Source organism: Brevundimonas sp. AC546, assembly GCF_979258305.1.
Genome location: NZ_OZ409849.1, coordinates 38396 through 51858, shown reverse-complemented (window position 1 = coordinate 51858; position 13463 = coordinate 38396). Strand labels below are relative to the sequence as shown.

The window sequence follows — 13463 nt, the reverse complement described above, 5'->3', positions numbered from 1 at the left end:
CATGAAAACCAAACTCGCCCTCGCCGCTGTCGGCCTGTCTTTGGCGGCCTGCAACCAACCCGAACAGGCGAAGGCGCCCGCAGCGGATGCGGTCGGTCCTGTCGCAGCGGCCGCTGTAGTCGCAACCGGGGCCTGGTGCCGCCCGTCGCCGAATGGGGCAAAGGCCGGCGGCTGCTACGTCACCCTCAAGGCGACGACCAACGATCGCCTAACTGGCGGTTCGACGCCCGCCGCCGGGTCGCTGCAAATCCATGAGATGACGATGGAGGACGGCATGATGAAGATGGGCGAGCTGACGCAGGGCCTGCCCCTGCCGGCCGGTCAGGCCGTGGCCTTGGCGCCTGGCGGCAATCACCTGATGCTGATCGGCCTGACCGCGCCGCTGGCGGAGGGTTCGACCGTCCCGTTGACGCTTCAGTTCGCCTCGGCGCCGGCCGTCACGGTGCAGGCTGCGGTGCGTCAGCCGGAGATGGCGGGCATGGATCACGACGCGCATTGACGCCAGTTGAAGCGCGAGCCTGACAAACCGGTTCGAACCGGGTAAAGGCTCGCGCCTCACGAGGAATACCATGGCCCTTAAAGTCGCGATCGTCGGCCTGCCCAATGTCGGCAAGTCCACCCTGTTCAACGCCCTGACCAAGACGGCGGCGGCCCAGGCGGCCAACTATCCGTTCTGCACCATCGAGCCGAACACCGGCGACGTGGCGGTGCCGGAGGCGCGGCTGAACGCCCTGGCCGAGATCGCCGGCTCCAAGGAGATCATTCCCTCGCGCATCACCTTCGTGGACATCGCGGGTCTGGTGCGCGGCGCATCCAAGGGCGAGGGCCTCGGCAACCAGTTCCTGGCCAATATCCGCGACTGCGACGCCGTGGCCTTCGTGGCCCGCTGCTTCGTGGATGACGACATCACCCACGTCGAGGATCGCATCGATCCGATCGCCGATCTGGAGATCATCGAGACCGAGCTGATGCTGGCCGACATGGAGAGCCTGGAGCGCCGCCGGCCCCAGCTCGAAAAGCGCGCCAAGGGCGGCGATAAGGAATCCGGCCTGACGCTGAAACTGGTCGATCTGGCCCTGGCCCAGCTGAACGCCGGCAAGCCCGCCCGCACCGCCGACGTGTCCAAGGACGACGCCAAAGCCTGGCATATGCTGCAACTGCTGACGGCGCTTCCTGCCCTCTATGTCTCCAACGTAGAGGAAGGTTCGGCCGACAAGGGCAACGATCTGTCCGACAAGGTCGCCGCCCGCGCCGCCCAGGACAACGCCAACTCGGTCGTCATCTCGGCCCAGATCGAATCCGAAATCGCCGTGCTGGATGACGAGGAGCAAAAGGAGTTCCTGGAGACTCTGGGTCTCGAAGAGCCCGGCCTGAACCGACTGATCCGCGAGGCCTACAAGCTCCTGGGCCTGCAGACCTATTTCACGGTCGGCCCCAAGGAGGCCCGCGCCTGGACCATCCCCGTGGGCGCCACCGGCCCGCAGGCGGCCGGCGTGATCCACACCGACTTCGAAAAGGGCTTCATCCGCGCCGAAACTATCGCCTACGACGACTTCGTCTCCCTGCGGGGAGAGGCCAAGGCGCGCGAGGCCGGCAAACTGCGCGCCGAAGGCAAGACCTATGTCGTCAAGGACGGCGACGTGATGAATTTCCTGTTCAACTAGGCGGCGCTGCGGGCGGGGTCTCGGCCCCGTCCTTCTTCATCATCTTTTCCAGCGGATTGGCGGGATCGGGCGCACGCGGCGAGCCGGGGCAGCGCGCCAGTTTCACCGTCGTCATGTTCCGGTCGACATAGGTCAGGTTCATCACGTCGCCGCTCGTGCCCATATGCACGCGCTCGGTTTTGATCTGGCCTTGAGCCGCGCACCTCAGGGCCGCGACATAGCCTGAGTTCGTCTCGTCGATGCTGGCGATATCGCAATTGTGCCCATAGGCGTCGAACCGCAGCGGCGTCAGGGTGATCGGGCTGCGCTCACCCTGAGACTGGGCGCACCATTGCGGATTGGCCGCCCACACTCCCACGAAACTGCGCGGCCCCCGCCCCGCCAGCGCCGACGGCCCCTTAGGCTCGATCTGCTGCATGGCCTCGGGCGTGCGCAGCGGCGCAGCCGGCTCATTGGGCGGATTGACCTGCCGATCGCCACAGGCGGCCAGAGCGGCGATGGCGGCCATCATCGGGAACAGGGCTGTTTTCATCCCGCCACAACGTCACGGCCAAGGTTCGGGTTCAAAACCGCACAGTCATTGCGGTTGATTCTGATAGTCGTTCGCAGTAACACGCCCGCCAGTCATCAAGCGGGGCCATTCATGCGTAACCTTCTCCTCCTCTCCACCGCCGCAGCCGCCTTCGGTTCGGCCCTGATCATCCAACCGGCGCGCGCTGAAGCGCCCGCAGCGGCGCCGGCGGCCGAAGTCGATCCGGTCGTCGTCATCGGCACGCGCTCGCAGCGGCTGGCCTCCAATACGCCGGCGACGGTCAGCGTCATCGACGCCGCCCAGATCGAGACGATGCTGGCGACCGACATCAAGGACCTGATCCGGTTCGAGCCGGGCGTCAGCGTTCCCACCTCCCCTGCGCGTTTCAGCCTGGCCCTGTCCGGCGCGGGCCGCGACGCCAACTCCGGCTTCACCATTCGCGGCATGGGCGGAGATCGGGTGTTGATCATCAATGACGGCGTGCGCCTGCCCGCCGGCTTCTCCTTCGGGGCCCAGGCAGTCGGTCGTGGCGGTTACAACGACCTGGATCTGGTCAAGTCGGTCGAGATCCTGCGCGGCCCGGCCTCGGCGCTTTATGGGTCTGACGGCGTCGCCGGCGCCGTGGCCTTCACGACCAAGGATCCGTCCGACTTCCTGATCGGCGACCAGACCTTCGGCGCGCGCGGTCGCGTGGCCTACAACTCCGCCGACGAAGGCTGGACCGAGGGCGTGGCCTTTGCCGGTCGGTCGGAATCGCTGTCAGGGCTGTTGGCCTATACGCGCCGCGACGCGCAGGAGACCGAGAACAAGGGCTTGGTCGGTGGCGTCGGCGCGACCCGCACCGAGCCGAACCCCCAGGACTTCAGCTCCAACGCCATCCTGGGCAAGCTGGTGTGGGAGGTGAACCCGAACCACACGCTGCGCCTGACCTATGACCATCTGGATTCGGAGATGGACGGCGATGCGCTGAGCAGCCGCTCGGCGACCGTTCTGGCCGTCACCGCCCACGACGAGACCCAGCGCGACCGCGTCAGCGCGGACTGGCGCTTCCAGGACTTCGCCGGCCTCAGCGACGGCTCGGCGTCGTTGTATTGGCAGGACGCCACCACGCGTCAGTACACGTTCGAGGACCGCATCCCGGCGGTGGACCGCGTCCGCGACACCACCTTCGACAACACCGTCTATGGCTTCGCCGCCCAAGGCGCCCGCGTCTTCGGTGAAGGCAGCGCCATGCAGCACCGCGTCACCGTCGGCGGCGACTGGTCGATGACCAGGCAAGAAGGCGTCCGCGACGGCGTGACCCCGCCGGTAGGCGAGACCTTCCCCATCCGCGCCTTCCCCAAGACCGAGTTCCAGATCGCCGGACTGTTCGTGCAGGACGAGATCGAACTGCTGGACGGCGCGCTCAGCATCATCCCGGCCGTCCGCTATGACTGGTATGACCTGTCGCCCAAGGTCGACGCCCAGTTCCCGGCGGCGGCTTCGGGCCAGAGCGACGACCACATCTCGCCCAAGCTGGGCGTGGTCTATTGGACTGGCGCGCACCTTGGCGTCTTCGCCAACTACAGCCTGGGCTTCCGCGCACCGTCGCCGATGCAGGTGAACAACTTCTTCGAGAACCCCGTCTTCGGCTATCGCTCGATCCCGAACCCGAACCTGTCGCCCGAAACGAGCGAAAGCTTCGAGGCCGGCTTCCGGCTGCGCGATATCGATGTGGCGGGCGGCAAGATGCGGTTGAACACCACCGCCTTCGCCACCCACTATGACGACTTCATCGACCAGGTGGTGGTCAGCGGCACGGGCGTCCCCGGCGTCGATCCGCTGGTCTATCAGTACGTCAACCTGACCGAGGTGGACATCAGGGGGCTGGAAGCGCGCACCGACATCTATTGGGACAATGGCTTCAGCCTGATCGGCTCGGCCGCCTATGCTGAGGGCGAACAGACGACCGACGGGCGCCGTTCCGAGCTGGGCAGCATCGATCCGGTCAAGGTGGTCGCCGGCGTGAACTATGCCGCTCAGTCGGGCGTCTGGGGCGGTTCCGCGACCGTCACGTGGTCGGGCAAGAAGGACGCCGCGACCTATGGCGGCCTGTCGTGCGGATCGGCCTGCTATCTGGGCGACAGCTTCACCCTGCTGGACCTGACGGCCTATTGGAACGTGACGGAACGGGCCACGCTGCGGGCCGGCGCCTTCAACGTCTTGGACGAGACCTATGGCTGGTGGAGCGACGTGCGCGGCCTGTCCGCCGCCTCGACCGTCAAGGACGCCTACACCCAGCCGGGCCGCAACTTCGGCGTCTCCCTGACCTTGCGCCTGTAAGCGACCATGCAATCTTCCCACATCTCAAGGAGCCGCCCGATGCGCGCCATATTGATCGCCGCCGCCCTGTTGACGGCCGCCGCCCCGACCGTACAGGCGTCGGACGCCGCCGCCACCCAAACCGCGCCGTCCTCTGCGCACGCCAGCGCCTTCGAACGGGATCGTCAGTCGATCCTGGCCCAGGCCGGCCAATACCGCGTCCACTTCGACATGCGCGAGAACGTCAGCTTCCGCGCCGACTACGACCCGCTGGAGGAGAAGCTGTCAGGCGGCAGCGAGATCGTCCGCGTGGTCTATGACAAGGGCGACCGCATCAGCCTTCAGCACATCCTGGTGATGGAGCATGAGGGCCAGGTCATGGTCATCAAACACTGGCGTCACGACTGGGTTTATCAACCGCAGACGGTCCTGACCTATGCCGGCCCGAACCAGTGGACCCTGACGGCGGTGCCCGAAGCCGAGCGCATCGGCGCCTGGTCCCAGACGGTGTGGCAGACCGACGATTCCCCCCGCTACGGCGGTGTCGGCCGCTGGACCTATGACAACGGCCTGTCCGCCTGGACCTCGAACGCCACGTGGCGACCGCTGGCGCGGCGCGACGCGGTGCGCAACCCGGTTTATGACCGCTATCTGGGCACAAACCGCCACATCCTGACGCCGGACGGCTGGGTCCATATCCAGGACAATATGAAGATGTCGGGCAAGGCCGGCGGCGAGCCCACCGCCATCGTCCAGGAAGACGTCATCAACACCTACGACCGATCCACCAGCTATTCGCCTCAGGCGGGCGACGACTACTGGACAAAGACCCAGGGCTTCTGGTCCGCCGTTCGCGACGCCTGGGACGCCGCCATCGCCGCCCACAACGGCGTCCATCTGCAGGAGATCGGCGAGACGGGTTCGGTCACCGGCACGCCGTTGATGGACCTGGCGCAACAGATCGCGGACGGCGAAACGACCGAGGCCGAGGCCGTCGCAAAGGCGCGCGTCCTGATCACCGAGGCCACGACGCCGCGCTGACCATCCCCCAGCGCTGACCGTGAGACGGCGGCCGGTTGTCCGGGCCGCCGTTTTCCGTTTCAGCTCAGGACGATGCGGCCATTGTCTAAACGGAAGGCCACGCCTGTGCGCTGGAACAGGCGCGCGATCACGGCGGACGGATCAGCCGCCCCCTGGTCCAGCATCCGCTCCATATCTCCTCGCAGCGACGGATCACGCGATGTCCGCGTCAGGGCCGTCAGCCATTCCTCGCGGCTCAGCACCCCGTCCGGCTGCCTCAACAGGGGCTTCAGGAAGTCGAGCCAGTCGCCGCCCGTTCGCTGTTTCTGCGCGCCCTCTGCCGCCATGGCGAAGACGGCGCCGCACGCATAGTAGGCGCGGTGTTCGCCGCGAGCTCCAGCCTGGGCGACCGGCTTCTTGGCCAGATTCACGCAATCGTCCACCTCGGACTGAAGCTCGCTGCGGTCATCATAGGCGGGGTCCAAACGCTTCAGCGCCCGCACCGCCATCAGGTCGGCCCCGCCCTCGGTGATCCAGGCCTCGTCAGCGAACTGATAGCGGACCGTCTGACCCAGCCAGAAATGCGCCGCCTCATGGCCAATAAACCAGCGCGACCGCTCCATGATGTCGGGCTGGGCCGTGGTCACGCCCCGCCCCTCGAACGACATGACGATCAGACCGGGCAGGACGCTGCCGCCCATACTGGTCATCTGTTCGGTCGGACCGTTCCAGGCCACCATGACGATGGGGGTGTCGCCGCCGGAACCGGGCGCACCCAGCCGGTCGCGGTAATATTGGCCGACGCGCGGGGCGAAGCCGCGAATCTCTTCGCCGATCCAGGGCGGCAGGTTCGGGTCGATCACGGTCGACAGCCCCTCGCCCGGCGTGACCGTCGCCTCGCCCAGCAGGACGTAGCTGCGCTCGTCCATCGTGGTCAGTTGGTCGTGCCGACGCCCATTGAACAGCACCGGCCCATTGTCGTCGCGCCAAGTCACGCGCGACGACCCGCCGTCCAGGGTCACCCGGTTCAGGTCATCCGGCACATCCTCTGCCGCCCGGGCCGACGGCAGGGCGAAGACGTCCAGTTGTCGCGTCGGCAGGGCGACCGCGCCGTTGGAGAACAGCAGGGTCGGATATTCGGCCTCCAGATCCACCGCCTGGGGCCTGACGCGGAACTGAACTTCACGCGGTACGGGGCCGCCGTCCGTGCTGCGGATGATGTCGTAGTGCCCGCGCCGCTCCATCACGACGCCCGGCGTCTGCACCGTCCATTGGCGAGGCCGCCAGGGCTGGCGCGAATCCGTCTCCAGCGCCGAATCCATGAAGGCCCAGACAGGCACGTCGCGACCGAACCGATAGTCGATGTTCAGATGGTCGCCGTCGCGGGTCACGGTCACCTGGGGTCCGCTTTCATCCAGAACGGCAGGCCGCGAAACGGTCGGGCCGGCCGCACAGGCGGCGCCCATGAGAACAACAGCGGCGATGGCGGACGAAGCGTAGGCGTGGACGCGCAAGGGCGATCTCCTGAAGGATGGTCGGCGCGGAGCCTAGCGGTGCTGAACGCACCGCGTCAGCTTACGGTTTCGTCAGGCTGAGGCCCGTTCGAGGGCGCGCCCCGCCGCCGCCAGTTCTCCGGCCATGACGGCCTTCAACCGTTCGGGCGCCAGGATCTGCGCCTGCTCGCCCCAAGTGAACAGGTGCCAGGCCAGTTCGCGCATGCCCGAGGCGCGGAACCGCACGACGACCGCGCCGTCCGCCTGATCCTCGAAACTCTGGGTCGGATGCCAGCGCCAGCTCTTCGCCTCGGCCGCGCCCTGGGACGTGATCCGAAGCACGACGTCCTCGATCTCGTCCTGATAGATGCCGAAGGACTGGCTGGCGAAGACGCTCAGGTCGAAATCGGCGGGCGGGACAGCCAGCCCCTCCTGCGGCGCGACGTGGCTCATCCGATCCAGGCGGAAGGTCTGGATGCGACTGGTTTCACGGTCGGCGGCGACCAGATAGTTGGCTCGCCCGAACATGACGCCGCACGGGGCGACGCTGCGCCGACGCGGCTCGGCCCCCGGCCGCGAATAGGTGAAGCCCAGCGGCTGCTGCGCCAGCACGGCACCGCGAATGGCGGTCAGCATGGCATCGTCCGCCGATGGACGCGGCCCGGCCTGGACGGCGATGGTCTCGGCCCGAACCAGGGCCTCCAGATCCGGCGCCATCCGGTTCAGGGTTGTGGACCGCATCGCGGCCTTCAGCTTGCGCTCCAGCCCCTCCAGCGCCGTCGCCCGCGCCGGCTCGCCGGCAGCCCGCAGGGCGGACGCCGCCTTGGAAAGTTCCAGCATCTCGGTCGCCGTCGGGGCCTGTTCGAACGCCGACAGGCCGCCGCGAATACGCCAGCGCTTGGACGGCGGGTCCGAAATCTCGTCGACCTGGGGGAACAGCATCATCACCGCGTCGCGCATCCGCTCGGCGGTGCGGCGCCCGACGCGCATTTCGCGCGCCATTTCCTCGATGCTGAGACCTTCGGCGCTGGCCGCCATGCGCCGCGCCAGTTCGATCACCATCGCCGCCTTGTCATGTCTCATTGCGGCTTCCTGAACGATACGACCGTTTCTGACGCAACACTGCTGCAAAACAAAATCATCGACAAGAGGCCACCGCTTCAGGAGATCATCGCATGGCTCGCTTTCAACCGTCCGCCGCCGTCAACGCCAACCGCTACATCATCGTGCCGTGCGAGGCTGACGGCTCGTCCGACCTCGCCGTCATCTGGGACCGGCTGGAGGAACAGGTGGTCGATGTGATCTCGGCCGCCGCCGTCGCTCGCTATTCGGACGAGGACGTGCTGTGGGACGAAGCCCGCACGGGCCATGTCGAGCCGGAATGGCGGATGGCCGCCTGAGGCTCAGGCCGCTTTCGGCTTGGTCCAGCGGTCGATCATCCGCTGCGCCGGCTGTTCGACCAGTCGGTGAGCGACGACCGCCACGGCCACGATGAAGCCGAACATGGCGACAGCGAACAGGTCGTTCAGCCAGACCGAGCCGAAATCGATACGCCGCACCGGCACCCAGTCCAGCTTCCGGGCCAGGATCATCATCACGGTCAGGATGAACATGTGGACCATGTAGATGGCGAACGACCACCGCCCCAGGGTGACCAAGGCCGGATGATCCAGCAGGCGTGACAGGGCGCCGTCCTCGCCCGCGAAGACCCACACCAAGGCGACGAAGACCAGGGTGACGGCCACGGTGATCGGCCCTTGCGCATAGCCGATGAAAACGCAGGCCGCGATGATAGCGGCGATCTCAAGCACCGTCGCGGCGGCGCCCTTGAGCCGAGGGATCCGCGTCCACAGCCCCTGCAGCAGACAGCCCAGAAAGAAACCATAGACCGCTCGCGGCACAGCGAGATCGTAGGTGGTGTTCATCCAGCGCCGGGCGTAGCTGACCACCAGCACACTCCCGATGATCGCCAGAACCAGGCCGATCCAGCGGAACCGTTTCGGCGCAACCAGCACCAGACCGGCGAAGATCAGATAGCAGGCCCATTCGGCGCTCAGCGTCCAGGACGGGCCGTTCCAGGTCAGATAGGGATGCACATGCCAGGCCTGGATCAGCGCCAGATTGGTGAAGATCGCCTCGATGGACCGGTCCCGCGTGAACGGCGGCGCGCTGTCGAACTGGAACATCAGCCGCGCCAGCTCCAGCCCGACGAAGGCCGCCAACATCAGCAGATGCAGCGGCCAGATCCGCCCGAACCGCCGCACCATGAACCGCCCGGCGTCCCGTCCCGACGTCAGCCGGTTCGCATAGGCGTGGGCGATGACGAAGCCCGACAGCACGAAGAAATAATCGACGAACAGATAGGAGTGCTGAATGAAACCCCAGTCACGCCAATGGCTTGCCACCGGCATATGGAACATCACCACAAGAATGGCGCAGACTCCGCGCAGGGAGTCCAAGGCTTCAAATCGCTGGTGTCCGGAGGTCTTCACGAGCGCGTGATAACGGGTCTGCAAGCGCTGCGATAGTGGGCCTGATGCGAGCCTCTAAGCGCCCCTCCGACCGGACCTATGGCGCGTCTGCCGCAGTCGCCACGATACGCCATTGGCCGTCGCGAAAATGGAAGCGCGCAGAGCCTCTCCACGGTATCTTCGACAACGGATGGGTCGTCGATCCGCCGCCGACGGCTTCATATATGCCATCCGGTCGCAGGGGCGCGTCGGGCGTCAAGACCGAGAAGCCGAGAGGCGTTTGGCCATAGACGACGTGACGCAACATCACGCACCGCCGCCCCTCGGCTTCGATGGACCAGAGGGGCGCCGCTGCGTCGTTGGCCTCATAGACGGTCAGTTCATTGACGCAGGCCTTTCGCCCATCGTCGAACGTCACCTCGGGGCGGTCGAGACCGCCTGCCAGGGTGAAGGTCATCATCGCCGAACACGCCGACAGGCCCATGAGACCGGACAGGCCGACGAGCAAAGCAAAACGCGGTGTCACAGCCCCTTCACGATCCCCTCGACCATCTTCTTGGCGTCGGCGAAGAGCATCATGGTGTTGTCGCGGAAGAAGAGTTCGTTTTCGACGCCGGCATAGCCCGAGCCCATACCGCGCTTGATGAACAGGACGGTCCCGGCCTTTTCCACGTCCAGGATCGGCATGCCGTAGATGGCGCTGGTGAGGTCCGTCTTGGCGGCGGGGTTGGTGACGTCGTTGGCGCCGATGACGAAGGCGACGTCGGCGGTGGCGAACTCGGCGTTGATGTCCTCTAGCTCGAACACCTCGTCATAGGGGACGTTGGCCTCGGCCAGCAGGACGTTCATGTGGCCGGGCATCCGGCCGGCGACGGGGTGGATGGCGTATTTCACCTCAACCCCTTCTTCCTTGAGCTTGTCGGCCATTTCCCGAAGCGCGTGCTGGGCCTGGGCCACGGCCATGCCGTAGCCGGGCACGATGATGACCTTGGAGGCGTTCTTCATGATGAAGGCGGCGTCCTCGGCCGAGCCCTGTTTGACCGGCCGCGTCTCCTTGGCCCCGGCGGGACTGGCCGCCGCGTCCCCGCCGCCGAAGCCGCCCAGGATGACGCTGATGAAGCTGCGGTTCATGCCCTTGCACATGATGTAGCTGAGGATCGCCCCTGACGAGCCGACCAGGGCGCCGGTGATGATCAGGGCGATGTTTTCCAGCGTGAAGCCCAGGGCCGCCGCCGCCCAGCCGGAGTAGGAGTTCAGCATCGAGACGACGACCGGCATGTCGGCCCCGCCGATGGGGATGATCAGGGTCGCGCCCAGCACCAGGGCGATCAGGAAGACGCCCCAGAAGGCCCAGGTCGCCGCGCCGTTGGTGCCGATTAGAATGCCGATCAGCAGCACCAGCCCCAGCGCCAGGCCAACGTTGATCAGGTGGCGCGCGGGCAGGATGATCGGCGCGCCGCTCATGTTTCCGTTCAGCTTGGCGAAGGCGATGACCGAACCGGTGAAGGTGATGGCCCCGATGGCGACGCCCAGCGACAGCTCGATGATCGACAGGGTCTTGATGCCCGTCCCGTCGTCGGTGAGGATGCCGAAGGCCTCTGGCGCATAGACGGCGCCTATGGCGACCAGGCAGGCGGCCATGCCGACCAGGCTGTGGAAGGCGGCGACCAGTTGCGGCATGTCGGTCATGGCCACGCGCTTGGCGATCAGGGCGCCGGCCCCGCCGCCGACGATGACCCCACCCGCGATCAGGGCCAGGGTCACGGTGTCCAGCGCTCCGGTAGTGCCCAGCGTCAGCAGGGTCACGCCGATGGCCAGCGCCATGCCGATCATGCCGAAGGTATTGCCCTGACGGCTGGTCTCGGGGCTGGACAGCCCCCGCAGCGACAGGATGAACAGGACGCCGGAAACCAGATAGGCCAGTGCGGCCAGCGATGCGTTCATCACGCCCCTCCCCTCAAGACGTGCGCGCCAGCCGCCACAGGGCGGCGGCGATGAACAGCGGGCCGATGAAAAACAGGGCCCATTCGAAGACGCCCAGCGGCCGATCCTGCGTCACCACGCGAACCAGGATGGCCGAAAAGACCAGGGCGATGCCGCAGTCGTGCAGCCGCTGGCGCTTGATCGGGATTTTGGTCCCGAACCAGCCGTATAGCCACAGGCCGAAGCCGATGCCGGTGGCGACCCACGAGCCCGTGATGGCGATCTGCGCAGCGTCCGTCACGAAGACGCCTCGAGAGCGGGCTTAGGCGCCGGCCGCTCCTTTTTCTTGTACATCGCCAGCATGCGCCGTGTGACCATGAAGCCGCCGAAGATGTTGACGCTGGCCAGGGTGACGGCGACCACGCCGGCGCCCTTGGCGATCCAGGCGCTGGGGCCGGTCACGTCGCCCGACACGGCCGCCGCCGCGATCAGGCCGCCGACGATGATAACGCTGGAGATGGCGTTGGTCACGGCCATCAGCGGCGTGTGCAGGGCCGGCGTCACGCTCCAGACGACGTAATAGCCGACGAAGATGGCCAGCACGAAGATGGCTAGGCGGAAGATGGTGGGGTCGACGTGTTCCATAACTCTACGTCCTGTTCTTTGGGCGGGCCGGATCGTTCTTGGGTTCAAGCCCAAGGCGACGAGCCAGATCAACAGCGGCCAGCATCGCCACCATCACGCCGGTGTAAGCCGCAAAATGCTGCCCCGAGGGATCGACTTTCCAGAGAACCACAGCGACTGCGGCAGCGCCGGCGACAATCGCGACGAGGTGGAATGGGTGTTTCCAGATCGCCTTCATCCCCTCACCCCCTCGTGCACCACGGCCCCGCCATTGGTGACCAGCGCCGCCTTCAGAATCTCGTCCTCCAGATCCACCGCCAGAACCCCGTCCTTGATCAGCAGGCCGACGAAGGCGGACAGGTTGCGGGCGTAGAGGGCGCTGGCGTCGGCGGCGATGCGGCCGGGCAGATTGGCCCAGCCGACGATGGTGACGCCGTTCGCCGTGGTCACGACCTCGTTCAACTTCGCGCCCTCGACGTTTCCGCCCGCCTCGACCGCCAGATCGATGATGACCGAACCCGGCTTCATCGAGGCCACATGGGCCGCCGTCAGCAGCACCGGCGCAGCGCGGCCGGGGATCAGGGCGGTGGTGATGACGACGTCCTGCTTGACCACGTGGGTCGCGGTCAGTTCGGCCTGTTTGGCCTGATATTCGGGCGACATTGGCTTGGCGTAGCCGCCGGCGGTCTGGGCGTTCTTGAACTCCTCGTCCTCGACGGCCAGGAATTTGGCGCCCAGGCTCTCGACCTGTTCCTTGGTGGCGGGGCGGACGTCGGTGGCGGTGACGACGGCGCCCAGACGCCGGGCGGTGGCGATGGCCTGAAGGCCCGCGACCCCGACGCCCATGATGAAGACCTTTGCCGGGGCGACCGTGCCGGCCGCCGTCATCATCATCGGGAAACCCTTGCCATAGGCGTTGGCCGCCTCGATCACCGCGCGGTATCCGGCCAGGTTCGCCTGGGACGACAGCACGTCCATGACCTGGGCCCGCGTGATGCGGGGCACGAACTCCATGGCGAAGGCGGTGGCGTTCGCCCCGGTCAGGGCCTCGACCGTGGCCTTGTCGCGGTAGGCGTCCAGCATGGCGACGACGATGGCGCCGGGCTTGAGGGCGCTGGTCTCCTGGGCCGTGGGACCGCGCACCTTCAGCACGATGTCGGCGCCGTCCAGCACGGCGCGGGTGTCCGGCTTCACCGTCGCGCCGGCGGCGGCGTAGTCGGCGTCGGGAATGGAGGAGCCCAGGCCGGTCCCGGCCTCGACCGTGACGGTCGCGCCCAGGGCGATCAGCTTCTTGACGGTCTCGGGCGTGACGGCGCAGCGCGTCTCGCCTTCGCGGCGTTCTCTCGTGACGGCGATAGCGACGGCCAAGCGAATCCCCTCGTTCTTTTCGTTGAACGAAGGTTAGGCCGTTCCGGCGCAAGCCGTCAAAGCACGG

The 13463-nt window shown here is 66.8% G+C and carries 15 protein-coding genes; 5 read left to right on the top strand and 10 right to left on the bottom strand.

Annotated elements, in window-relative coordinates:
* Position 1 precedes the first annotated feature (1 nt).
* Together ACZZZD_RS00265 and ychF are read left to right on the top strand one after the other, a co-directional pair.
* Positions 2-499: a copper chaperone PCu(A)C gene (locus ACZZZD_RS00265; RefSeq protein ID WP_463431544.1), complete on the top strand. Its 498-nt coding sequence runs from the start codon at positions 2-4 to the stop codon at positions 497-499.
* 70 nt (positions 500-569) lie between these two features.
* Positions 570-1664: a redox-regulated ATPase YchF gene (gene ychF, locus ACZZZD_RS00260; protein WP_463431542.1), complete on the top strand. Its 1095-nt coding sequence runs from the start codon at positions 570-572 to the stop codon at positions 1662-1664.
* On the opposite strand, the gene ACZZZD_RS00255 is transcribed toward ychF, so the two are convergent.
* Positions 1657-2196, bottom strand: coding sequence for a hypothetical protein (locus ACZZZD_RS00255; RefSeq protein WP_463431540.1), 540 nt, complete (start codon positions 2194-2196; stop codon positions 1657-1659). The two genes, ychF and ACZZZD_RS00255, sit on opposite strands and share 8 nt — an antisense overlap.
* A 111-nt stretch (positions 2197-2307) precedes the next feature.
* Between ACZZZD_RS00255 and ACZZZD_RS00250 the strand changes: the two genes are divergently transcribed.
* A complete protein-coding gene (locus tag ACZZZD_RS00250; protein ID WP_463431538.1) occupies positions 2308-4518 on the top strand; it encodes a TonB-dependent hemoglobin/transferrin/lactoferrin family receptor in 2211 nt (736 codons plus the stop codon).
* Positions 4519-4557: 39 nt separating this feature from the next.
* Positions 4558-5538, top strand: coding sequence for a DUF6607 family protein (locus ACZZZD_RS00245; RefSeq protein WP_463431536.1), 981 nt, complete (start codon positions 4558-4560; stop codon positions 5536-5538).
* 59 nt (positions 5539-5597) lie between these two features.
* On the opposite strand, the gene ACZZZD_RS00240 is transcribed toward ACZZZD_RS00245, so the two are convergent.
* Complete coding sequence (locus ACZZZD_RS00240) at positions 5598-7031, bottom strand: hypothetical protein (protein ID WP_463431534.1); 1434 nt, start codon at positions 7029-7031, stop codon at positions 5598-5600.
* 72 nt (positions 7032-7103) lie between these two features.
* The gene (locus tag ACZZZD_RS00235; RefSeq protein WP_463431532.1) at positions 7104-8093 is read right to left on the bottom strand and encodes a helix-turn-helix transcriptional regulator; all 990 of its coding nucleotides are present in this window, start codon (positions 8091-8093) and stop codon (positions 7104-7106) included.
* Positions 8094-8185: 92 nt separating this feature from the next.
* Between ACZZZD_RS00235 and ACZZZD_RS00230 the strand changes: the two genes are divergently transcribed.
* Complete coding sequence (locus tag ACZZZD_RS00230; RefSeq protein ID WP_463431530.1) at positions 8186-8410, top strand: hypothetical protein; 225 nt, start codon at positions 8186-8188, stop codon at positions 8408-8410.
* A gap of 3 nt (positions 8411-8413) precedes the next feature.
* Here the strand turns inward: ACZZZD_RS00230 and ACZZZD_RS00225 are convergent, their stop codons facing one another.
* The 7 genes from ACZZZD_RS00225 to ACZZZD_RS00195 form a co-directional block, all read right to left on the bottom strand.
* A complete protein-coding gene (locus tag ACZZZD_RS00225; protein ID WP_463431528.1) occupies positions 8414-9469 on the bottom strand; it encodes an acyltransferase family protein in 1056 nt (351 codons plus the stop codon).
* A gap of 109 nt (positions 9470-9578) precedes the next feature.
* Positions 9579-10007 carry a hypothetical protein gene (locus ACZZZD_RS00220; protein WP_463431526.1) on the bottom strand — a complete coding sequence of 143 codons (429 nt, stop codon included), beginning with the start codon at positions 10005-10007 and terminating at the stop codon, positions 9579-9581.
* A complete protein-coding gene (locus ACZZZD_RS00215; RefSeq protein ID WP_463431524.1) occupies positions 10004-11425 on the bottom strand; it encodes an NAD(P)(+) transhydrogenase (Re/Si-specific) subunit beta in 1422 nt (473 codons plus the stop codon). Before ACZZZD_RS00215 ends, ACZZZD_RS00220 begins: the two co-directional genes overlap by 4 nt.
* Positions 11426-11438: 13 nt before the next feature.
* The gene (locus ACZZZD_RS00210) at positions 11439-11705 is read right to left on the bottom strand and encodes a hypothetical protein (RefSeq protein ID WP_205681400.1); all 267 of its coding nucleotides are present in this window, start codon (positions 11703-11705) and stop codon (positions 11439-11441) included.
* The gene (locus ACZZZD_RS00205; RefSeq protein WP_463431522.1) at positions 11702-12049 is read right to left on the bottom strand and encodes an NAD(P) transhydrogenase subunit alpha part 2; all 348 of its coding nucleotides are present in this window, start codon (positions 12047-12049) and stop codon (positions 11702-11704) included. Before ACZZZD_RS00205 ends, ACZZZD_RS00210 begins: the two co-directional genes overlap by 4 nt.
* A 4-nt stretch (positions 12050-12053) precedes the next feature.
* Complete coding sequence (locus ACZZZD_RS00200; protein WP_463431520.1) at positions 12054-12266, bottom strand: hypothetical protein; 213 nt, start codon at positions 12264-12266, stop codon at positions 12054-12056.
* The gene (locus tag ACZZZD_RS00195; RefSeq protein ID WP_463431518.1) at positions 12263-13396 is read right to left on the bottom strand and encodes a Re/Si-specific NAD(P)(+) transhydrogenase subunit alpha; all 1134 of its coding nucleotides are present in this window, start codon (positions 13394-13396) and stop codon (positions 12263-12265) included. The genes ACZZZD_RS00200 and ACZZZD_RS00195 overlap by 4 nt, the downstream gene beginning before the upstream one ends.
* Positions 13397-13463: the final 67 nt, after the last annotated feature.